Origin of the sequence: Skermanella stibiiresistens SB22 (assembly GCF_000576635.1) — a bacterium.
Taxonomy (GTDB): domain Bacteria; phylum Pseudomonadota; class Alphaproteobacteria; order Azospirillales; family Azospirillaceae; genus Skermanella; species Skermanella stibiiresistens.
Genome location: NZ_AVFL01000036.1, coordinates 1 through 21,538 on the forward strand (window position 1 = coordinate 1; position 21,538 = coordinate 21,538).

The 21,538-nt window shown below is 66.9% G+C and carries 24 protein-coding genes; 17 read left to right on the forward strand and 7 right to left on the reverse strand.

Annotated elements, in window-relative coordinates:
- Both N825_RS30160 and N825_RS30165 read left to right on the forward strand, forming a co-directional pair.
- Positions 1–776: tetratricopeptide repeat protein (locus N825_RS30160; RefSeq protein ID WP_037460029.1), on the forward strand; the 776-nt coding region annotated here is incomplete at its 5' end.
- Positions 773–1,153, forward strand: coding sequence for a hypothetical protein (locus tag N825_RS30165; protein ID WP_037460032.1), 381 nt, complete (start codon positions 773–775; stop codon positions 1,151–1,153). The genes N825_RS30160 and N825_RS30165, both read left to right, overlap by 4 nt.
- A gap of 177 nt (positions 1,154–1,330) precedes the next feature.
- On the opposite strand, the gene N825_RS30170 is transcribed toward N825_RS30165, so the two are convergent.
- The 6 genes from N825_RS30170 to N825_RS30195 are packed head-to-tail and all read right to left on the reverse strand — an operon-like array spanning position 1,331 to position 5,994.
- Positions 1,331–1,762 carry a thermonuclease family protein gene (locus tag N825_RS30170; protein ID WP_198038965.1) on the reverse strand — a complete coding sequence of 144 codons (432 nt, stop codon included), beginning with the start codon at positions 1,760–1,762 and terminating at the stop codon, positions 1,331–1,333.
- Positions 1,755–2,933, reverse strand: coding sequence for a site-specific integrase (locus tag N825_RS30175; RefSeq protein WP_037460034.1), 1,179 nt, complete (start codon positions 2,931–2,933; stop codon positions 1,755–1,757). The genes N825_RS30170 and N825_RS30175 overlap by 8 nt, the downstream gene beginning before the upstream one ends.
- A 12-nt stretch (positions 2,934–2,945) precedes the next feature.
- Positions 2,946–3,227: a hypothetical protein gene (locus tag N825_RS30180; RefSeq protein WP_037460035.1), complete on the reverse strand. Its 282-nt coding sequence runs from the start codon at positions 3,225–3,227 to the stop codon at positions 2,946–2,948.
- On the reverse strand, positions 3,224–5,281 hold the full coding sequence (locus N825_RS37175) for a ParB N-terminal domain-containing protein (protein WP_051513587.1): 2,058 nt from the start codon (positions 5,279–5,281) through the stop codon (positions 3,224–3,226). Before N825_RS37175 ends, N825_RS30180 begins: the two co-directional genes overlap by 4 nt.
- 21 nt (positions 5,282–5,302) lie before the next feature.
- Positions 5,303–5,683: a LexA family protein gene (locus tag N825_RS37180; RefSeq protein ID WP_051513589.1), complete on the reverse strand. Its 381-nt coding sequence runs from the start codon at positions 5,681–5,683 to the stop codon at positions 5,303–5,305.
- Positions 5,680–5,994, reverse strand: coding sequence for a hypothetical protein (locus N825_RS30195; protein ID WP_157619641.1), 315 nt, complete (start codon positions 5,992–5,994; stop codon positions 5,680–5,682). The genes N825_RS37180 and N825_RS30195 overlap by 4 nt, the downstream gene beginning before the upstream one ends.
- Positions 5,995–6,222: 228 nt before the next feature.
- Here N825_RS30195 and N825_RS30200 point away from each other — a divergent pair, with 228 nt between their 5' ends.
- On the forward strand, positions 6,223–7,068 hold the full coding sequence (locus N825_RS30200; protein ID WP_157619642.1) for a tellurite resistance TerB family protein: 846 nt from the start codon (positions 6,223–6,225) through the stop codon (positions 7,066–7,068).
- A gap of 6 nt (positions 7,069–7,074) precedes the next feature.
- On the opposite strand, the gene N825_RS39905 is transcribed toward N825_RS30200, so the two are convergent.
- Positions 7,075–7,362 carry a S24 family peptidase gene (locus N825_RS39905; protein WP_037460042.1) on the reverse strand — a complete coding sequence of 96 codons (288 nt, stop codon included), beginning with the start codon at positions 7,360–7,362 and terminating at the stop codon, positions 7,075–7,077.
- 1,218 nt (positions 7,363–8,580) lie between these two features.
- Here N825_RS39905 and N825_RS30220 point away from each other — a divergent pair.
- The 14 genes from N825_RS30220 to N825_RS30285 all read left to right on the forward strand — a co-directional run bounded on the left by N825_RS30220 (position 8,581) and on the right by N825_RS30285 (position 21,528).
- Complete coding sequence (locus tag N825_RS30220) at positions 8,581–9,075, forward strand: hypothetical protein (RefSeq protein ID WP_037460047.1); 495 nt, start codon at positions 8,581–8,583, stop codon at positions 9,073–9,075.
- 65 nt (positions 9,076–9,140) lie between these two features.
- The gene (locus N825_RS30225; protein WP_157619644.1) at positions 9,141–9,653 is read left to right on the forward strand and encodes a hypothetical protein; all 513 of its coding nucleotides are present in this window, start codon (positions 9,141–9,143) and stop codon (positions 9,651–9,653) included.
- Complete coding sequence (locus N825_RS30230) at positions 9,650–9,991, forward strand: hypothetical protein (protein WP_037460049.1); 342 nt, start codon at positions 9,650–9,652, stop codon at positions 9,989–9,991. The genes N825_RS30225 and N825_RS30230 overlap by 4 nt, the downstream gene beginning before the upstream one ends.
- A complete protein-coding gene (locus tag N825_RS30235) occupies positions 9,988–10,659 on the forward strand; it encodes a hypothetical protein (RefSeq protein ID WP_037460050.1) in 672 nt (223 codons plus the stop codon). The genes N825_RS30230 and N825_RS30235 overlap by 4 nt, the downstream gene beginning before the upstream one ends.
- A 51-nt stretch (positions 10,660–10,710) precedes the next feature.
- The gene (locus tag N825_RS30240) at positions 10,711–11,088 is read left to right on the forward strand and encodes a hypothetical protein (protein WP_037460051.1); all 378 of its coding nucleotides are present in this window, start codon (positions 10,711–10,713) and stop codon (positions 11,086–11,088) included.
- Entirely contained in the window at positions 11,081–12,724 is a 1,644-nt protein-coding gene (locus N825_RS37185; protein ID WP_051513593.1) for a bifunctional DNA primase/polymerase, read from the forward strand. Before N825_RS30240 ends, N825_RS37185 begins: the two co-directional genes overlap by 8 nt.
- A complete protein-coding gene (locus tag N825_RS30250) occupies positions 12,721–13,047 on the forward strand; it encodes a hypothetical protein (protein WP_037460052.1) in 327 nt (108 codons plus the stop codon). Before N825_RS37185 ends, N825_RS30250 begins: the two co-directional genes overlap by 4 nt.
- 82 nt (positions 13,048–13,129) lie before the next feature.
- Positions 13,130–14,689, forward strand: a complete 1,560-nt coding sequence (locus N825_RS30255) for a DNA primase family protein (RefSeq protein WP_157619645.1) — start codon at positions 13,130–13,132, stop codon at positions 14,687–14,689.
- A 296-nt stretch (positions 14,690–14,985) separates the two neighbouring features.
- Complete coding sequence (locus N825_RS30260; RefSeq protein ID WP_157619646.1) at positions 14,986–15,732, forward strand: hypothetical protein; 747 nt, start codon at positions 14,986–14,988, stop codon at positions 15,730–15,732.
- 340 nt (positions 15,733–16,072) lie between these two features.
- Positions 16,073–16,747: a hypothetical protein gene (locus tag N825_RS40140; RefSeq protein WP_037460058.1), complete on the forward strand. Its 675-nt coding sequence runs from the start codon at positions 16,073–16,075 to the stop codon at positions 16,745–16,747.
- On the forward strand, positions 16,734–18,845 hold the full coding sequence (locus N825_RS30270) for a phage terminase large subunit family protein (RefSeq protein ID WP_037460060.1): 2,112 nt from the start codon (positions 16,734–16,736) through the stop codon (positions 18,843–18,845). The genes N825_RS40140 and N825_RS30270 overlap by 14 nt, the downstream gene beginning before the upstream one ends.
- A gap of 15 nt (positions 18,846–18,860) precedes the next feature.
- Positions 18,861–19,079, forward strand: a complete 219-nt coding sequence (gene gpW / locus N825_RS30275; protein ID WP_037460063.1) for a gpW family head-tail joining protein — start codon at positions 18,861–18,863, stop codon at positions 19,077–19,079.
- On the forward strand, positions 19,079–20,686 hold the full coding sequence (locus tag N825_RS30280) for a phage portal protein (protein ID WP_084165195.1): 1,608 nt from the start codon (positions 19,079–19,081) through the stop codon (positions 20,684–20,686). Before gpW ends, N825_RS30280 begins: the two co-directional genes overlap by 1 nt.
- Positions 20,683–21,528: a S49 family peptidase gene (locus tag N825_RS30285; RefSeq protein ID WP_051513595.1), complete on the forward strand. Its 846-nt coding sequence runs from the start codon at positions 20,683–20,685 to the stop codon at positions 21,526–21,528. Before N825_RS30280 ends, N825_RS30285 begins: the two co-directional genes overlap by 4 nt.
- Positions 21,529–21,538 lie beyond the last annotated feature (10 nt).

Consider the following 21,538-nt stretch of genomic DNA (forward strand, 5'->3'; position numbering starts at 1 on the left):
CGCTGGAACGCGCCGGGGAGGCGGTGGCGATCCGCCGCGAGCTGGCGGCGGCGCGGCCAGACGCCTTCCGGCCCGACCTCGCCCTGTCGCTCAACAACCTGGCCAACCGGCTGAGCGCTCTCGGACGGCGCGAGGAGGCGCTGGAACGCGCCGGGGAGGCGCTGGCTGTTTACCAGGAGCTGGCGGCGGCGCGGCCAGACGCCTTCCGGCCTTACCTCGCCGGCTCGCTCAACAACCTGGCCAACCGGCTGAGCGATCTCGGGCGGCGCGAGGAGGCGCTGGAACGCGCCGGGGAGGCGGTGGCTGTTTACCAGGAGCTGGCGGCGGCGCGGCCAGACGCCTTCCGGCCCGACCTCGCCCTGTCGCTCAACAACCTGGCCAGCTTCCTCAGCGCTCTCGGGCGGCGCGAGGAGGCGCTGGAACGCGCCGGGGAGGCGGTGGCTGTTTACCAGGAGCTGGCGGCGGCGCGGCCAGACGCCTTCCGGCCCTACCTCGCCATGTCTTTAGCTGTCCTTGCTAATTGTTTTGTGGCTACCGATCGGCTGACCGAAGCGTTGGCGGCCAACCGAGAAGCTATCGAGACTCTATGCGAGCCCTTTCTCGCTCTGCCACACGCTTTCTTTCATTGGATGTTGCCGATGGTACAGCAACACCTCGAGCGGTGTAAGGCGTTGGACGTCGAGCCGGACGAAGAGCTGTTGGGGCCGATCAATCCAGTGCTCAGTGAGTTGATGGATCGGGAGCAGAAGCAAAAAAACCAAGGAGAGCAAGCATGATGGATCCGGTGAGTTTGGCCACGGCGGCGGTGGCGGTTTTGAGCCCCTATCTTGTCGAGGGCGGGAAGGAGGTGACGAAGACGGCGGGTAAGGACCTTTATGCCTGGATCAAGGGCAGGTTCACCGGCCCGGTGCCGGTGGCGGAGGCGATGGACGATCTTGAAGCGAACCCAACGTTGGAAGATAACAGAGCGGATCTTCGGAAGCGGCTCGCGAAGGCACTGGCGGCCGATCCGAGCCTCGTCGAGGAACTGAAGGCGCTGCTGCCCGAGGCGACGGGCACGGGAGCCACGACGCAGACGATCGATCAGTCCAGAAGCACCGGCGCGAAGGCGGCGCAGGTCAGCGGCAACCAGAACACCACCTCGATTGGCTGATCGCGGCTAGCCCTTGGCAGCCGGCGAAGGGCACCGGCCCTCTTCCCAGCACTGGACGCGCCACTGCTTTGGCGTGACCTGTCCGGGGAGGGCCCAAGCGCCCCGGCGATTCGCCTTCGCCTCGGCCTGGGCGTCGGCGGACGCCGCGTCGCGGATCCAGTCGCCGCGATCCGGCAGCTATCCCCATCCCGACCTGAGCATTTCAAGGTTCACGTTCTTCCGGCCGCGTCCGCGTCCGCGGTAGATATGACAGACCAGCCGATCGTAGACGTCGACATCGTAGCAGGTGGCTTTCACCTTGGCGCCGATCGGCAGCAGGGAGAGCAGCTGATCGCGCGCGGCGTCGCCGCCCCGCTGCCCAGGCCGGGCGGAACCATGACCGATCTCCGGGCTGTCGTAATCGGACATTCGGACGGTCACCAGGGTGCCTTTGGCCGACCGCAGGGTGATGGTGTCACCATCCTTGACCGTCTCGACCGTGGCCGACGCGATCGTGACGCGCGACGGCCTCGCGACTGGCTGGGCCGGGGAGATGGCGAAGAGGACGGCCATGGCGACGACGGCCCCGGCCGCGCGACTGGGCAACTGACGGCGTAGCTGGTCAGCCAAGCTGACGCTCGGTATCGCGGCCGATGGCGGCGTCTTCGTCGGGGTAGGTCCAGAGGTGGCCATACAGGTCCATGGTCATCTGCAAGGTGCTGTGGCCCATTAGCTTCTGGATCCGCTTCGGCTGCAAGCCCAGTTCGATCCAGAGCGAGGCCGCGACGTGGCGGAGGCCGTGCATCCCGAACCTCGGCGCCGGCTTTCCCGCCGGCTTTCCGGGGGGCGCTTCGCTGACCAGACCGGCGGCGATCATCAGCGGCACCCACCAGCGGTTCCATAGGTTGGCGTAGCTTTGGATCGTGCCGGACGCCGTGGGAAAGATCAGCCCGCTGTCCGACTGGGGGATCGACGGCAGCCAGGCGCGGACCGCCGCGACGGTGTCGGGGCCGATCGGCACGCGGCGCCGGCTCGCCTTGCTCTTGCACGGGCCGGCCGCCTGGTAGCTGTCGGCGCGCTGGAAGATCCAGACCTCGGGCTGGGCGCCGGTCAGCATGACGCCGCGCCGAGTCAGGCCCCGCAGCTCGGATATCCGAAGGCCGGCGAACATCATGAGGCTGATCATCGCCATCGACCGGCCGGTCTGGTCCAGCTTGGCGGCGGCGACCAGGGCCTTGAGTTCGGCCTTCGTGGGAATCGCGACATCCCCCTCCTCTTCCCGATCCGATCGCTCGGTCGTGCGGATCTTGACGTCGGATGCCGGGTCGTGGGTCATCATCTCCATCCGGCGCGCGTAGCCCAGCGCCATCTTGAATGTCCCAAACACCTTGCCCGCCAGATCGGCCGACAGTTCCGCCTCCAGCTCGGTCACGAAAGCCATGACGGCGGAGGGCCGGAGCTTGGTCAGTTTGACGCGGGCGACGTCACGCGGCGCTATGTGCCGGCGCACATGGGTCCTGTAGCCCTTGAGGGTGATCCGCTCGCGGGTTCCGGTGCGGACTAGGTGCTCGATATCGGTGAGCCAAGCCTCGCACACGTCACCGACGGTGCGGCTGTCCCGATCGGCGACGTGGGTACCGGCGGCGAGTTGCCCCTCGATCCGCACCCGCTCGGCCTCGGCATCCCGTTTCATGTCGTGCAGCGAGCGGTGGCGCTTGCCGGCGGCGTCGAAATACGACAGCTCCCAGCGCTTAGATGTGCCGGATTTCTTCTTCCAGGTGACTTGGCGGATCGATGCCATGATCGGCGATTTTCAGCGGTGGCGCGGAAGGGTGCCAGCGGATTCCGCCCTCGCCGCAAAGTACGCGTCGAGTTGGGACTTCCTGGCGCAGATACCGACACCCGGTTCGCTCCAGATTGGCAGGCTGGTCTCGCCACGCTTCGCCAGATCCACCAGAAGGTAGACCCTCCGCTTGGGCCAGCCGAGATAGGCGCCGATCGCCTCGGCGCCAGTCAGCAGGTCGATGGCGAGCGGCGCCGGCGGTGTCGCGGCTGCGGAACTCGGTGTCGGGGCCGTGGTTATTCCGGCGCTCATATCGTCTGCCCTCCGCGAGCGGTGGCGGGGTTGGCCGGCGCGGCCGTGCCGGAGCGGAAGCGCTGCTGGATCGTCTTCGCCGAGGCGAAGGCGAGTTCCGGGGGGAGGTGGCGAAAGGCGTTCGCGGATTGGGCGATCGCCACGATGGCTTGGCGGAGTTCGCTGACCTTGGCTTTCGCCCATTCGTGCCGGTCGCCGAAGATCAGCCCGACGCTGTCGGCGAGGTCGAGGAGCTGGGCCTTGTCGAGGGTGGCGACATAGGCGGCGTCGACGGTCCAAACCTCCGCCATGTCGAGGTCGACCGCCGAGGCCAGGGCGATCTGGAGCGGGGTGTCGCCGAGGTTGTCATCGCGCCAGGGGTCGGACCAGACGCCCAGCCGCTGCACCACCAGACAGGCGTGCAGGTCCTCCAGCGCGGGGCGGTCGAGTTCCCGCAGCGCCGCCCAAAGCTTCGTATCTCCCCTGCTCCGGGCTTTGAGGTAGGGATCGAGGTCGACCAGACCGGCGCCGAGTCGGTCGCGCCACTCGCCCAGCCGCAGCGCCAAGCCGGCATCCAGGGCGTGATTGTCCGGTCCCTTGGCCTCCGGACGGATGGCCACGACGTCGTCGCCCAGCAGCCCCATGATCGCGACACGCAGGACCGTGGCGGTGCCAGTCTCCAGCGTGGCCCGCTGGAGCGCGCGGCTCTTCGCCGCCTTCGCGTAGATCCGTCGTCCGGTCGATACGCCCGCGACCGGATCGGTCTTCTTGGCGAGCGCCTTCTTTTCGGCCGTGCTCATCTCGGCGGGCTTGGTGTCGCCGGACCAGCGCCGGACCGGCTCGACGATCTGGACGCGGTAGTCGGGCATGATGACGATCGCCGCTCCGCCGCGCTCATCCCGCGCGTAGGTCTTGGAGAGTTTCGCCGGGTCCAGATCGAGCCATGTCGTCTTGGATCGAACGATCTCGACGAAGGCGTGCGTCTCGCGGAGTTCCACCGCCTTCGCCTCGACGGCGGCGTCCTGGAGCTGGCGGAACAGGGTGACGTCGCAGCATTTCAGGGTCTTGCCGCCATAGGTGTTGTGGTCCTCGGCGAGGTCGCCCGTGTAGAGGGCTTTGTCGAACAGCGCGTGGCCCAGATTCGGAAAGCCGGCGTGGATCTTTTCGTGGAGTTCGGACGCCGTCTTGTAGCCCCAGTCGGCCTTCAGCAAGGGGCCGAGGTGGCTGAGTTGGACATCGTGCGGCACGCGGACCAGCTCGCGCGCCATCTCGGTGGAGATCCTGCCGGCGGCGAAAGCTTCGGCGGCGGCCGGGGCGAGGTCTCGTGCCATCTGCATGCGGAGTTGGACGAAACGCGGAGTCTTGGCGATCACCCGGGCTATCTCGGCCGGGTCGGCCTTGCCGGCACGCTCCAGATCGAGGAAGGCTTGGCCCTCCTCGAGCGGGTGCATGTCCTGGCGCTGGATGTTCTCGGTCAGCGCGATCTCGATCAACTCGATGTCGGAGCATTCGCGCAGCGTGCAGGGGACCATGCCGCCGGGGAGCCGGTCCTCGGGCCAGCGGCCCTCGTCGTGCAGCAGCTTGAGCGCGCGGTACCGGGTGCCGCCGATGTAGACCTCGGCGAGCTGGCCGACGGCGTCGAGGATGTCACGGGTTCCGGCGCGGATCGTCAGCGGCTGGAGCAGGCCCTTGGCGGCGATGCTGTCGGCGATCTCCGCGACGGCGGCGGGGTCGAACCGCTTGCGCGGGTTGAGCGGCGATGGGAACAGCTTCGTGATGTGGCGGGTGACGCGGTCGCCAGCGTCCTCGTCGGACGTGGCGATCGCCGGCGCCGGAGGCGCGGTGTCGCCCAGCAGCTCGGTGAGGTGGCACCCGAACGCCTTGGCGAGATCCTGGACGGTCGAGACTTCAGCGGTCTGCGACTTGCCGCTTTCCAGCAGCGAGATCTTGCTCTGCGCGACGCCGGATTGCTGCGCCAGTTCGCGCTGGCTCCAGCCCGCCATTCCCCTTCGCCGCGCCACTTCCAGGCCCAGGGTCGAGGGCGAGAGGGTGTCGACCGGTAAGTTGGTGTCCATGTGCTCTTCTCCTTCGCGGCGTCAGAGACCGGCCATCGCCAGGAACTCGGCCGCCAATTCGGGCGGGAGGAAGTCGGGGCTGGAGTGGAATTCCCACTCGCAGTCGGGCAGCGGCGGCGGGCGGTGCAGGACCTGGATGGCCCGGGCTGAAAACGGAGTGCGGCTGATCCAGCCCTTTTTCACGAGCGTGGCCAGCAGCCGCATGGCGTTCGCGGCTGACGAGGTGTCCAACTCCCAGGCCAACTCTTTCAGCGAGGGGGCGACATGGTGGATGTCGGTCCACTCGACGATGATCCGCAGCACCTCCAGCTGGCGCGGGGTCAGCGGGTCCGGGCGCTGGGCGGTGGGCGTGGCAGTGGGGCGAGCGGCGTTCGCGATGGTGGTGGCGGCTTGCGGGGTCATGCCGTCACCTCATCGCGCTCTACCGGATCGTCACACCAGGACGAGAAGCTGTCCCTGTAGCTGCGCAGGGATGTCTCTTCGATGTTCAAGGCGCCGGGAACTTCGCCACTGTCCACAGGATGCTTGTCAGACCAGATCAGACCACGCTTCTTTCCATTGGGCGGGCCTGGATCGAAATAGATCCACCCATTCGTATCCGACTCGGCGTCTGTGGGGTTCCAGACCTTGCGCGCGGGATCGGCGGCGTCGATCATCTCGCCGAGAGGGAGGCCCGCGGAATCGGGCGCTGTGGGTGCTTCGAGGTTTTTCATGACTGCCTCCTGTGTGTGACGGGAGGCAGCGTAGGATTTATCCTACGTTTGTGTCAATGGTGATCGTAGGCAATATCCTACATTCCTACACTGTTGCGCCGTAGGGACATAGGAACCTGACAGGTTCAGCATATCCACGTACGGCGACGATGATGTGGCGCGCGATGCCATTTCGAATTTGTTGAGAACGCGCTTGGTAATTTTGGGAGGTCACGTTCAAGGAGTTTTATGATGGGCATATTCGCTTCACTCACTTCGCTATTCCGCCGTACCCAGTCGGCCCCGCCTCCAATGGTCGCTAGTTTTCATCCGGATGGTTTGGATGTTCCAGACAGTTTGGACATGCCAGGTTCAGTCCCGGCGGAAATCAGCATTGATGACGTCAATGATGAAGCCCGTACCGATATTGTTGGGTCGACCTTCGCGATCGAGTACAGCGACGCGGCAGGCAACTTCAGCAGGCGCCGCATTACCGTCAAAGATCTGCATCGCGAGGGTGCGATCCTGTACCTGACGTGCCTCTGTCACGAACGGAAAGCCATTAGGTCCTTTCGATACGATCGCATCGAGTCCGTGATCGATTTGGATGGCGTCATACACGATCCTGGCGACTTCTTCGCTCGTGAACTCCAGGCGACCGAGTTCATGGACTTCTCCAGCGCACCAATTCAAGCGCGGGTGAAGGCCGCCTCCCCCGCTGTGGAAAAGCCCGGGATGGCTCACAGGAAAGCAGCTAGGGACGGTCTCAGGGTGCTGATCGCCCTCGCCCGTGCGGATGGCTTGCTGCACGGTGATGAGCTGGAAATCGTTCTGGACTACGTCGCGGAGAAAGCTGATCGCGCCGGTCTAGTCATGGGCGAGGCCGATCGATCCGCTGTGGCGGCTTATCTGCGCCGGCAACATCCCAGCGCCGATGTGCTCGAACGCTGTCTTGGAAAGCTTGAGGATGAGAACGCGTCCGACCAACGCTTGTTCTTGCGCAGCGCGATCGCCCTTATGGATGCCGACGGCCTTCAGCACCCCGCCGAGTTTGATTTGATAATGGATATCCAGCGGCGCCTAGCGCCAGCGTAGTATGGGTCAAAGCTCGATTGAACCGCAAATCCGGTAGATCCCCTGGATCCCATCAATCGGGATTTCGTACTCCTGGTCAGGGGTCAGTTGACGCACCGTCAGCTGGCCCTCGGTCAGCTTGACGAACAGTCGGATGATGGCTTGGTTCTCCATATCCAGCACCACGATCGGCTTGCCCGGAGTTGGGAGCCTATTCGGATGAACGATTACCTTGTCTCCCGCGCTGTATTTCGGCTCCATCGAGTCGTCGGGAACGAAGGTGGCCCAAGGGTCCGCCACGCCCGCGAGTTCCATGGGACGCCTTTCTAGCGCAGCAGGCGGACTATCAAACTTTATCACGGTAAATCGCGCCCCTGACACTATCTTACCGTATACAGGTAGGTATATATCACTGTATGCGGGACCAGAAGTTGTGCCAGCAGTATCCGCAGAATCATCCTGCGAAACAAGATGTCGAATATTGTTATTTGATTGTTCAGGTCGCGAACTATTTCGTAAGAATATTTCTCGCCCAGCGTCATCTATGAGCGTCGGTTCGTCTCGCAAAATCTCCGGATCGCAACCCAACACCTCCGCGAGTTTGAGGCGAGATCTCTCAGGCAAGTGCGCGGGTGTTCCGTTCTTAAGGTACTGCTGCATATAGGTTTGGTTTTTACCCATGCGCCGGGACGCCTCCGCAAGGGTGAGGTCGCGGCTTTCTAGCAGCTGACGGACAAGTTTTCGCACATCGTTCATAGGATGCATCCTACTTAACGAAATGTTACCTGGGAAATAGGATTTATCCTGCACATGCGGCTTGACGGATCGTAGGTATAATCCTACGTTCCGATCCTATGATGCTCGATGAAACACGCCTCCTCCCCGAAATCCGCTCGTTCCTTGAACGAGCGGAGATGTCCGCCACCAGCTTTGGTCGAAAGGTCGCTGGGGATCCTCGACTGGTTTTCGACATCGAGGGCGGCCGAGAGGTTCGGAGGAAGCTTCGCGCCAAGATTACCGAGTTCATTTCAGCGAATGATCCATGCCGGGATGGCGGTCAATCTGGTCAGGGTGATTGATCGTGATCGCCTCCCAGCATATCCGCGCGCAACTCCAAACGTGTCTTCGCACGCTCTATGGACATGGCGCAGTCGGCCATCGCTTCGGACATCCGTCTCGACGCCGCGAGAATGTCCGCCGAGATCCTCCCCAGTTCTGCGGCGGTGGATCGAAGTTCCTTCGACGCCTTCGTTATTCGGGCCTTTGTCATCGCTCGTCCCATAGTGGCTCATACACCCGTACTGAGGTGCATCTGGGATGCCAAGCGAGTCTATACCCACGATGCGGGTATGAGCCGAATTCCTATGCGAAAGAACACTCAGCCTTAGAATTGCGTCTCCAAAACGGACGACAACTCCGCATTGGTTTGCAGAAAGCAAAGATCGCTCGCAAACCGCATGTCCGGCTGATCGCTTTTCCAACTCTTCCCTACCCCATCCACTAAGGAGCCGCCGCAGGGCGGGACGAAGAACCATGTCCGCGAACAAAGACGCTGAGGCGTACCTCCGCTTGCTGGAGGAACGGGACGGGGCGCCTGACGATGGCGCGACCGACAGGACGGATGCCGAGTTTGGCGCGGGCGTGCGCCTGACCTGCTTGGAGCTGGCGTGCAAGCGTGATGGCGACGTGTCCGAGCGGGTGCTGCCGCTGGCCGCGATGATGTCCGCTTTCGTGCTGCATGGCGTCGTGCCGAGCCCCAATGCCACGACTGGCCCCGATGACGCTGTCGATTTTGGCCGACGCAAGCGTCTGGTCGAGATCGCGGCGCCGGGCGCTGGCGGCGAGGCGCCGGGATATCTGGTGTCGATCGTCGAACAGGGCGTGTCGAATTACTCGACCTACCTGTCGCCGACGCAGTCCAACGCCCTGGCCGTCGCCGCCCTGCTGCTCGACGGGTTGCCCGTGCCGGCGGGATACCAAGGCCTGCCCTCCTCCGGTCCCGAACCCAGTCCCGCCGCAGCGGGCTGATCGGCCGCAACCATGCCCCCGGGTTGGCTGGGGCGCGACTACAACTACTGGAGGGCATTGTGACGGTGCAGAAGATACGCAACGCGACAAGTATTGCCGGTGTCATCCACCGGCTGCTGGTCGAACTGGCGGGGTCCGAGGACATCGGGCCCGGTGTGGCGATCGTCGCCGAGGCGTGCGCGCGGTCGGTTTCCACTGTGCGCGGCTGGGCCGACGAGGACAGGCGGGATCAGCCGACGATCGAGGCATGCCTCGCGATGGATCGGCTGTATCACGACCGCACGGGCCTGGAGCCTCCGATCGGGCGGTACTACGCGGAGCAGGTGTCGCGCATGACCGGCAACTGTTTCGGTGCGGTCCGGTACGACATCGACCGCGAATCGCTCCGGCTGCACCACGCCGCCAGCGACCTGACGCGGGAGATCGCGGCGGCCCAGTGCCCGCACTCTCCGGGCGGGGCGATGATCACGCTGACCGAGGCGGCCGGGATCAGCCAGCGCAACGCGGTGGTCGACGAGACCCAGATCCGGCTGGCGAAAGCGGTCGAGCAGGCTGGGCCTGGGAGGTCGGCGCCATGACCGAGAGTATCCTGGAGGTCAACCCAGACATGTTCGACCGCGGCTACCGCGCCGCGCTGGAGGGGCACGACGGTGCTGGGTATCAGTTTGGCAGTTCGATTCATCTCGGCCATGCGTTTGGCCGGCAGTGCCTGGCCGCGCGCTACAACGCGGCGGGTTGCGGTGCGGCGGCGCGGCTGGAGGGCCTGCCGCGCACCATTAACCCGTGGGTGCCGGACACCCCAAGCTGGGACCACTGGGACCACGCGTGGTCCGTGATGGACGCGTCGCGGGGCGAGATCGAGCGCGCCCGGGTCGAGGGCATCCGGGTCGCCGGCATGCTGGAGCGCGCGGAGTGATCGGGCTGGCGGAGCTGCTGGCGCAGCGGGCGGTCGAGGGCGACGCGGCGTCGCTCTACCTCGACAGTCTCGGCTTGTCGCGGCCGGATTGCGTGGCGTGCGGCGAGTTGCCGATCTCCGGCGCCGACGGTCGTCGCCAGCTGGGGCTGATCCTGCCGGTCACCTCGCCGGATGGGTCGGCGAGCGGCGCCGCGTGGTGCCAGCCGCTGGAGGCGAACGGCGTTCGGAGCGGCGAGCCGGTCATCTTGGGGCCGTGGCGTGCGACCGACGCGGTTCGGTTCGGGCCGCCGGTCGGGCGGATGATGGGGCTGGCGTCGGATCCGATCGAGGCGCTGCGCGTGTCGTCGCTGGCGTGCATGGCCGCGCCGGTATGGTCGCCGATCTCCTCAATGATGCTGATGGACGTCGAGATTCCGGCCTCGGTCGAGACGGTGATCCTGGTCCGCGTGCGGGGCACGGAAAAGACCGTGGAACGGCGGATCGCAGAGCGGTTGGCCGAAAAGCGCGACGTGACGGTGCTGTGTTTCGACGGGCAGCACGTCGCCTGGGCGCTGATGCCGCCGATCTCGCCGCGCGAACCGGCTCGATCGGCGCCGACGCGGCCGTCGTCGGCGCGCGGCGGTGACCGCCATGAGGTGGTCGAGGTCGACACCAGTCGCTGGGGTTAGGTGGACATTCTGTAACGGCGCCCGGCAGCGCCGGGCCAGGGAGGCTTGAACATGGATGATGACTTGGTGGGTGCGCAGAGCGGCACGGGTCGGCGGGGCACCCTGCTGATCACCCTGGCGCCGGGGTTCCCGGCCGCGGAGGTGGCTTTGGTGGAGGCGGTGATCCGCGAGCGCGGCGGGCAGGTCACACGGCATGGCCGGACACCGGCACATGACGATGCCCTGTACCCCGCCGGCTCGGACGACTTGCTTCGCGCGGCGGTGGCGTATCTGGCTCATGAGATCGACCCAGCCGGCGGCCTGACGCGGGCGCTGTACCCATGGGACGCCGGCACGTTCCGGCCCGGTCAGGGATCGCGGAACTTTGAAAAGGGCTTGGCGCTGGGGTTGGCCGCGATGGGCCAGCGGGCTCGGCGGCGCGATGCGTGAAGTGCCTGGGTCGGAGCTGCTGGTCGCCGCGCTGGCCTACGCGGCGCGGGGATGGCGGGTGTTTCCTTGCCGCGCCGGAGGTAAGGAACCTTGCAAGGCGGACGGCTTCTTCGAACACGGGTGCCGGGACGCGACGTCCGACCCCGACCGTGTCCGCGCGCTGTGGCGGCGCTGGCCATCGGCCAATGTCGGCTTGGCCTGCGGTCCGGACAGTGGCGTGTGGGTGCTCGATTCGGACATCGACGCGGCCAAGGGCAAGGATGGCGAGGCGACGCTCGGCCGGCTGGTCGCCGAACACGGCGCCTTGCCGGAGACGCTGCGGCAATTGACGCCGTCCGGCGGCATCCACCGGATCTTCGCCAACCCCGTGGGGCTGGACGTGCGAAACTCCAGCCAAAAACGGCTGGGCAACGGCCTGGATACCCGGGGCGAGGGGGGCTACATCCTGGCGCCGCCGAGCATCCACCCGAACGGCGGGCGGTACGCCTGGGCGACGGACGCCGAAGTGCCGATCGCCGAGGCGCCGGCCTGGCTGCTCGCCATGCTGCTGGACGCGCCGGCGCCGAAGGTCGGGCGGCCGGCGCCGCCATCCACCGACTCCATGCCGGCCTACGCGCGGAAGGCGCTGGACGACGAGGCACAGCGCGTCAGGGGCACACAACCCGGCGGGCAGAACGACGCGCTCAACTCGGCCGCGTTCAGCTTGGGTCAGCTTGTCGGGGGCGGCGCCCTGCCCCGCTCCCTCGTCGAGCAGCATCTGACGGCGGCGGCGCTGGCGTGGACCCATGATCCGAAGAAAGACCGCTGGACGATCGCCCAGATCGAGCGGCGCGTGAAGGACGGGATCGACGCCGGCATGGCCCAGCCGCGCGGCGTGCCGGAGCCCTCGCCGTCGACGCGGGGTTCGATGACGCGTAGGGGCGATCGGCTAGGACCGCGAGACCGGCGGCCGGCGGTGTCGGAAGCGGCGGCGCATGCTGGGCGGGCGGTATGGGGCGGGAGGTCGCCGATCGACGGGACGCCGGCCGACGGCTATCTCCGCGCGCTCGGTATCGAGGTCCGGTCGCTTGGCCAGAGCTTGGCCTCGCTGGGTTACGCGGAGGTCGACTATCTCCACGCGGCGGCGAAAGGCGAGCCGCCGCGGGTGATCGGCCGATGGCCCTGTCTGGTGGCCGGCTTGGCGGGTGACCAGCGGCGCGTGGTGGCTGTGCATGTCGTCTACCTCGACGCCGCGGATCCGACACGCGCCGCGACGATCGCGGCGCCGGAAACGGGCGAGATCCTGCCGGCGCGCCGAACCATCGGCGCGATCCACGGCGCCAGCGTCCGGCTTGGTCCCGCCGGCGCGTCCATGGTGCTGGCCAGCGGGATCGAGACGGCGCTCGCCGTCCGGATGGTCCGGCCGCATGACCCGGTCTGGTCGGCCATCACCTTGGACAACCTGCGCCACGTCGTGCTGCCTCCGGAATGCCGGGCGGTGACGCTCGCCGTCAACGGCAAGGGCGCGCGCGACGCTCGGATCGCCCGCCACGTCGAGGCCGCCGGCAGCGCCCAGGCGGCCGGCGGCCGAGGAGTGAGGACCATGTGGGTGCCCTCGCTGGTGTCATCGGCGGCTGGCTCGGCGGGTGCGCGATGACCGAAGCTGAAGCGAGATTGGTCGCGTTGGAATTCATGCTGGGCACGTCGATGACCGCGCTTCAGGTCTGGGAGGCCGTGCTGGCCGACTTGGGTCGGAAGCCCCGACCCCGGAGGGTGAGCGTGCCGGCGTGGTCGGAGGTGTTCGACCTGCTGGTGGTCGTGCTGCTGGATATCCAGCCCTTGGTGACGGCGGCGGAGGGGCGGAAATTGGCGCTTCGCGCCCAACGCGCCGCTGACGGGCCTGACGGGACAGGCGAGGTGGATGGAACGCTGACAGGCGCGGGATTGCCGGTCCTGGAGTTGGCACGGTGGGCCGCATGACGACTGGGATGGTCACCGGGCACCTGCTGGCGAACGCCGTTCGCGGTGAGGGTGTCGATGGGCCGGCGCGGGGGTGGCGCTGATGCCGCCGCCGGACCTGCGGGTGATCATCGGCAAGGCCTTCGACGAGGCCGAGCCTTACGAGCCGGACAAGCCGCGCGGCCGTGGCCCCGGGGACGAGGAGTTCGAGATCGAGCTCGCCGGCTATCTGAAGAACGACTTGGGCAACGCGAAGCGGTTGATCGCCCGGTTTGGCCGGGACCTGTTGTATGTCGCGGAGGTCGGATGGCACGTGTGGGTCGGCACCCACTGGTCGCTGGAAGACGGCGGGCGGCGGGCGAAGATGCTGGCGGACGACACCGCTATGGCGATCTTCTACGAGGCGGAGGCGTTGCGGGCCGCTGGACCGAAGGGCAACGAGTCGCCGGAAGAGTTTCAGGCGCGGTTGGAGAAGCACCGGAAGTGGGGAGTCACGTCCGGTAACGGGCCGAAGCTGGCCGCGATGCTGGCCCAGGCGCAACCCTATGTGACTCAGCGGATGGAGGAGTTGGACGCGCACCCGGACCTGTTCAATGTCCGGAACGGGACGCTTGAGGTCCGGATGGATGTGGAGGGCCTGATCCATTTCCGGCCGCATGACCGGGATGATCTGATCACCAGGCTGGCCGATGTCAGCTATGACCCGGACGCGGTGTGTCCGGCTTGGCTTCAGTTCATCGGCGATGTCCAGCCAAGCGCGGCGCAACGGGAATACCTGCAACGCTGGCATGGCTATGGCTTGACCGGGCGGACCAGCCTGCAAAAGGTGGCCATGTATTATGGCTTTGGCTCCAACGGGAAAAGCACGTTCCTGGAGACGATCGAGAAGTTGATGGGCAACTACGCCCTACGGCTGCTGTTCGCGTCGCTGCTCCAGGATGACCGGCGCCGGGGCGCGGACGCCACGCCCGACATCGCCAATCTACCCGGGCGGCGGCTGGTGGTCGCGGCCGAACCGGACACCGGCGCCACCTTCTCGGTCGGGACGATCAAAATCCTGACCGAGCGCGACACCATGCAGGCCAGGCACCTCAACAAGGGCTTCTTCTCGTTCATTCCTCAGCATCACCTGACGCTGATGTTCAATGAGCAGCCGGTGATCAAGGCGACCGACGACGGGACCTGGCGGCGCATCGACCTGGTGCCCTGGCGGGCGCGCTACATCGAGGCGCGGGAGGCCGCGACATATCCCGACCTGCCGATCAAGGACTACGAGCTGCCCGCCCGGCTGCTGGGGGAGTTGCCCGGAATCCTCAATTGGTTGCTGGACGGGCTCCGGCTGTACTTGGAGACCGGCCTCGAGGTGCCGGAGGACGTCGTCGAGGCGACCGAGAAGTACCGGGCGGATAGCGATCCGGTCGGCGAGTTCATCCGCGCGGCCTTGAGGGCAACGGCGGTGACGAGCCCACCAGCGTTCATATCTGGCAAAGAACTGTACATCGTCTATCAGCGATGGTGCGAGGAAAGCGGTATGCAGCCCTTCAGCATGACGCGGTTTGGGAAGTTGGTGAAGACGAAACTCACCTCCGAGACCAAGGGAACGGTCCGATATCTACATATCGAGGTCGATCCCCGATGGCTGAAGATTTGGGATCGACTGTGATGGCGCGCGTTCCTTCCCCGCTCCCCCATCCTCACGGCGGCGGGGCGACCCTCCGGGGATGACAGACCCTCCACCAACCCTCGTCAGAAAAGGACTAACGATTACAGGGCGTTGCGAGGGTTGGAGGGTTCGAGAGGGTTTGCCCCCGCTCCATGAAGGGGGGTTCGGGGGAAGTCACATTAGGTGTGTGAAAACCCTCCAAACCCTCACCAACCCTCTTAAGTGTTTGATCTATCTAGCTTTCAGCTTGAACAAACCCTCCATCAACCCTCCAAGAACTCTCCGGGGAAAGCATCATGTCTCAGTCGCTTAAGGACCTCAGGGGAACCCAGGCTTGGGATGATCAGAACTTGGCGCTGCGGTTCTGGCCGCTGGTGGAGCGGATCGCCGCCGTTGCGCTGAAGGCGGGCGGGGAAGCGGCGCGGGACGCGGTCGGCGCGCTGGCGCTGGCGCTGGGCGAGGACGCCGAAAGGGGCGGTCATGAGCGCGGGGCCGGGCTGGGGTCCGTGCCGATCCGGATGCAGTCCGAAGCGCTGCCGGTTGGGTACGCGGCGCATCGGGCCGAGGCGCTGCTCGGCAATCCCGGACGTGGGGACGGGTGGCCGGTCAACGGCCTGTTTTCGAGCGGGAAGATCGGGGCGGAGGAGCTGCGGGCGGCGACATTGATCCGTGCGGCGGCGGAGATCGGGACTGGCGCGGGTCGGATCTCCGCCATGGATTACGGCAAGGTCCGGGTCGACGGCGGCAAGCTGTGGTCGGGTCACCTGTCGGGGCTGGCGGATGGCGCCGACATGTCCGCGCTGACGCGCTGGATCCAGGCGATGGACGCGCGGGCGGGGTTGCGGGAGGTCAAGGGCTCGCACATGACCGTGAGCGCGCTGGACTTGGTCACCCACGTCGTCGTGCTGTCGGACAGCACGCGGGCGCTGGATCGGCGCGTTGGTCTCCGGAATGGCAAGACCGCTGATATGGTCGCGGTTGCGTTGAAACTCTTCGTCAGCAGGAACTGGAAAAAGGAGGATCCTCACCCCAAAGACCCTTGACGGTTGGGGACGGGTCTGCGTACTGTCCCCGCATGATTGGCATAGTTGGGCTCGGCGGATGACTTCCGCCGGGCCCAACGCGTTTCGGGGGTTCGGTTCCGGTGGCTGGGGTGCGGGCGGCGGTGGTGGGAGAGGTCGAGGCGCGGGCTCCGCATGCCCTCGCGCTCACCTCGCCGCCGCATCCTCCGGCAATCACCCTGGCTCTTGGGCGTCACGGGTCCTTCCCGGCCAAAATCCGTATACGGTCGGCAAGGGCGTTCTGTATCGGTCGTACCGGGCCGAAAATTTGATGCAACAGACGTTGCCCTAGCAACGATCCGAGCAACAGACAGCAACAAGCATGCAACAGACGTTGGACATAGCCGCGACCGGGAGACCCGGCCGCGATGTGAACCTTGTGACCGTGTCACAGGCTGCCGAGCTGCTTGGCGTCAACAAGTCGACGGTGTCCCGGCAGGTTGGCCGCCTCTATCCGAACCGAGGCACCGAGAAGCGTCCGCTCATTGACATCAACGAGGCCAGGACCGCCCGCTCCGCGAACCTCAACCCGGCCATGCGTCGAGTCGACGCTATCGAAACCTCCCCCAGATCGGTAGCCGTCACCTTCGAGGAAGATCCTCCGCGAGTGGCACCAACCGCCACCGCCGCCCCTGCCGGCTCCCTGGATTGCGTCCCCGTCGCCACCCTCGCCCAGTGGCAGACCGAGAAGGTGAAGGAGCAGGCGCTCCTCGCCCGGGCCCAGCGCGAGGAGAAAGCCGGCCTCCTGGTCGAGCGCCAACTGGTCGACGAAACCGCGTTCGAGTTTGGCCGCATGCTGGCCGACTACCTGGGCCATCTGGCGAGCGACCTCTCGGTCACGCTGGCGAGCATGCTGGAGCCGCGCGAGATCGCGCTCTACCTCGATCAGCGCTTCCGCCAGATGCAGGAGCGCCTCGCCGCCGAGTTGGAGCGCCGCCTCGGCGCCAGCCCCGAAGCGAGCGCCGCCGAGGAGGAGCTACCCAGTGCGGCCGAATAGCGCCAGCGCGCTGCCGGGCTTGGCCAACGGCGCCACCGTGTTCGCGGCCTCGCTCGCCCGTGGCTTGCGCCCGCCTCCACGCGTGACGGTCAGCCAGTGGGCTGCCGACAAGCGCATCGTTGGAGCCGAGAGCGGAAGCCCGCATCCGGGTCCGTGGGACAATGACCGGGTGCCGCACTTGGTCGAGCCGATGGATTGTCTCAGCTTCAGCGATCCGAGTACGCACATCGTGATCCTCGGACCCGCGCAATCGGCCAAATCGGAGGGCGGGGTCAACCTGGTTGGCTACGTCATCGATGTCGAGCCAGCGCCAGTCTTGATCGTCCTGCCGTCGTTGGACGAAGGGAAGAAGTACAACAAGACGAAGCTCCAGCCGACGATCGACGAAACCCCGTCGCTCCGCGACAAAGTCCGCGATGACAAGTCGAGGGATGCGACCGGCTCCACCGCCTTGATGAAGCGGTACCGAGGTGGTTTCTGCATCGTCACCGGCGCCAACAGCTCCAAAGGCCTACAAATGATCTCCGCGCGGGTCCTGATCCGCGAAGAGATCTCGGAATGGCCGTTCGACGTGGACGGACGCGGCGACCCCATGGACCTGTCCGAGGACCGGCTGACCGCGTGGCGCCAGCGGGGCGTCAAGATCTTGGACGTCTCGACCCCGGGATTGGCCGGCTATTGCCGAATCTCCGCGAACGAGGCGAAGGGCGACCGCCGCCGCCGTTACCTGCCGTGCCCGGCGTGCGGCTGGTACCAGCAGCTCGAATGGCGCCGCCTGCGCTATCTCGACGAGGACGGCCGCCGGGTCCCCGCTCATTTCCGGTGCCAGCACTGCGACGGCAGGATCGAGCACCACCACAAGCTGGCGATGAACCGCGCTGGCGTCTGGCTGCCGACCTACGTCGATGACGATGCCGTCAACGACAACCCAGCGCCGCCGGCCTGCATCGCTCCCGAGATGATCGACGTCTGGCGCGGCCGCTCTCCCCGTGGCCGTCAACCCTCCTATGCGTTCTGGGCGGTCATCAACCCATTCACGTCGTGGGAGGACCTGGTCAAGGATTACCTCGACCGTAAGGACACCCCGTCCAAGCTGAAAACCTTCACCCAGCAAAAACTCGCCGAGCCCTGGGAGGAGACCGTCGACGTCCCCGAGGCCCAGCTGCTGGTCAAGGTCACCGCCGATTTCCCGGTGCGGCGCCTCCCCCCGGGCGCGGCCATCCTGACCGGCATGTGCGACGTCCAAGGCGACCGGCTCGAATGGTCCGTATACGCCTGGGGACCGTACATGAGCGGCTGGGAAATCGACTGGGGCGTCATCCCCGGCGACACGACGCTGCCGGGCGTCTGGGAAAAGCTCTGGCAGGTCGTGCGCCGCCAGTATCCCAACGCCGCCGGCAAGCTCTGGCCCGTCGACGCCTTCGGCATCGACAGCGGCTACAACTCCAACCAGGTCTACATGTTCAGCCGCAAGGCGGCGCACCTGTACGCGACGGACGGTCGCGCCGGCGCGCTCCGGCCGGCACTGGGCGCCGCCAGCCCGGTGGACGTGTCGATCGCCGGCAAGACCCTGAAGGGCGGCGCCCAGATCTGGCCGATCGGCACCCACCCGATGAAGGCGGAGGTCTACGGCGCGCTTGGCCTCACGCTCGCCGGCGCCGACGAACACGGCGCCTTCAGGCCCGGCGCCCTGATCTACTCCAAGCTCCGTACGATCGAGCATTTCGAGCAGCTGACCGCCGAGCATCTGGTCAAGTCCGAAACCGACAACCGGACATCCTGGCAAAAGCGCAAGGCCAACCAGCCGAACGAAGCGCTCGACATCGCCGTCGGCGCCCGCGCGCTCGCGTACCATGTCGGCGCCGGCTGGCTCGACGACGCCGGCTGGCGGCAGCTCATGACCGCGCGCCAAGCCCCGCCGCCGGCGGGCCATGCCGACCTGTTCAGCACGGCGTTGGCGGCCCCCTCGATGGAACCGTCGCCCGGCGCGAACGCCGTTCGCCCCGAAGACGCGCCGGCCGCGGAACCGGCACCGCCAGCGCCGGCCCCTGCCGCCACGCCGCTCTCCAACCCTCTGTTGGCCCTCGCCAACCTCTGAGGCCCTGAGGATCCAATGACCGACGAAACGACCCTGCGCCGCCGCCTCACCGAGGCGGAGGACGCCTTGCACCGCCTGACCATCGGCAAGTCGGTCACCGTGGCCAGCGGCGACGGCAGCAGCATCACCTACGCGCCGGCCCAGTCCGCCCAGCTGCGCCTCCATATCGCCGAGCTGAAGATCAAGCTCGGCGAGTGCGCCGGCTACGCCCCCGCCATGCCCCGGTTCTTCTGATGCTGAACCCCTCGCCCATCCTCGACGTCTCCGGCCGCCCGATGCCGCGCGCGTCGGCCGCCTCCGGCGCGACCTCGGCCTATCAGGCGGCCGAGCGCTACGCGTCCGAGTTGGCTGGCTGGATGCCGACGCTCGCCTCCGCCGACGCCGACCTCCTCCCCGAGCGCGACACGATCGTCGCCCGGTTTCGCGACCTCGCGCGCAATGACGGTTGGGTCAAGGGCCTGCTCAAGCGGGAGCGCGACGCCGTCGTCGGGGGTGGCCTGATCCTGCAATCCCGCCCCGACTATCGGGCGCTCGGCCTCAGCCATGCCCAGGCCACGGAAGTGGCGACCCAGATCGAGGCGGCGTGGCGCCAGTGGGCCGACGATCCGCTGATGCGGTCCGACGTCGCGCGGCGCCGCACCTTCGGCGGTCTCCAGCGCCTCGCCTATGGTCATTGGCAGACCGATGGCGAGGCGCTGGCCGTCCTGCATTGGCGCCCGGACGCTGGCGGCCCCTGGGCCACGACGTTGCGGATCGTCGACCCGGATCGCCTGTCCAATCCGCACGAGGCTTGCGACACGGACCGGATCCGGGCCGGTGTCGAGCAGTCCGAGGACAGCGCGCCGATCGCCTATCACATCCGCGTGCGCCACCGCATGGACCTGTGGGGCACCTCGCGGGCCGACGCCTATCGCTGGGAGCGGCTGGAGCGCGAAACCGCCTGGGGCCGACCCATCGTGATCCACCATTTCGAGGGGGACCGAGCCGAACAGAGCCGGGGCGTCCCCTCGGCCGCCGTGATCAAAGCCGTCAAAATGCTGTCGCACGGCGCGGACCTGGAGCTGCAAGCCTTCATCATCAACGCGGTTTTCGCCGCCTTCATCGAATCACCGATGGATCCCACTCTCCTGGATCAACGTCTCGGCCTCGGCGACATGACGAAGGGCTACCAAGCGCAACGCGCGGAATATCACGCGTCAGCCAACATGCGCTTCAATGGCGTCAAGATCCCCAAGCTGTTCCCCGGCGAGCGATTCCAGCTCAACGCCGCCCAGCGCCCCGCCGCCGGCTTCGGCCCCTTCATGGGCCATTTCCTCCAGCACCTCGCGGCTGGCACCGGCCAGACGTACATGCAGGTCAGCCAAGACTGGAGCCAAGCCAACTACAGCAGCGCCCGCGCGGCGCTGCTCGACGTGTGGAAGGGCCTGGTGGTCAATCGCGCCTCCTTCATCACGGGGTTCGTCCAGCCGGTCTATCTGGCCTGGCTCGAGGAGGCGATCGACGCCGGCGCCGTCACCCTGCCGCCCAACGCGCCGTCGCTCTACGACATGCCGGCCGCGTGGGTCCGTGCCCGCTGGATCGGGCCAGGACGTGGCTACATCGACCCGGTCAAGGAAACCCTCGCCGCTCAGATGCGGATGGAGGCGGGTCTCTCCACCCTCGAAGCGGAAGCGGCCGAGCAGGGCCTCGACTGGCAGGAGGTGCTGGAGCAGCGCCGGCGCGAGCTGGACGAGACCGACCGCCTCAACCTGCCGCGCCCGGCCTGGGCCACCGCCGACCTGGTCGCGGCGACGGCCACGTCGCCGACCGACGGCAACCAGCAGCAGGAAAAATCCAAGTGACCATCCCCCTGATCACCGGGCCGCTCCCGGCGCTGGTCGACCCGCGCCACGCCGCCGCGATGTCCGACACCCTCGCCCGGATCGCCCAAGGCAAGCTCCCCGCGACCGCGCAGTGGATCGGCGACGCGGTCGAGCGCCGGACCCTCTACCCGGTCGAGCGCGGCGTCGCGGTGATCGCGGTCCACGGCCTGCTGGTGCCCTACCTCGACTATGTCGGCTGGCCATGGGCGACCGGCTACAACGTGCTCCGGCTCCAGTTGGAGCAAGCGTTCCAGGATCCGGAGATCCGGGGCGTCCTGCTGCACGTCAATTCCGGGGGCGGCTATGCCTCGGGGTGCTTCGATCTGGTCGACTGGATGGCGGTGGCGAAGGAACCCGCCGGCAAGCCGATCGCCGCCGTGGTCGACGACGCCTGCTACAGCGCCGCCTATGCCATCGCCAGCGCCGCCGACAGCATCGCCTGTCCGCGCGTCGGTGGCGTCGGCTCGATCGGTGTCGTCACGCTGCACCTCGATGTCAGCGCGGCGCTCGAAAAGCAAGGCTACAAGGTCACCGTCATCCGGGGCGGCGCCCATAAGACCGACGGCAACCCCTACGAGCCGCTGCCGCCCGATGTCCTGGCCGATTTCACGGCCGAGGTCGAGGACCTGCGCACTCTGTTCATCTCCACCGTCGCGCGCAACCGCGCCTCGCTGGGCCTGACCGAGGAGATCGCCGGGGCGACCGAGGCCCGCGCCTACAGCGGCCCCACCCGCTTGGCCGAGGCCCTCCGCCTCCGCCTCGCCGACGCAGTGGCATCGCCCGATGTCGCCGCCACCGCCTTCATCAACCACTGCAACTGAGGTCCCGACG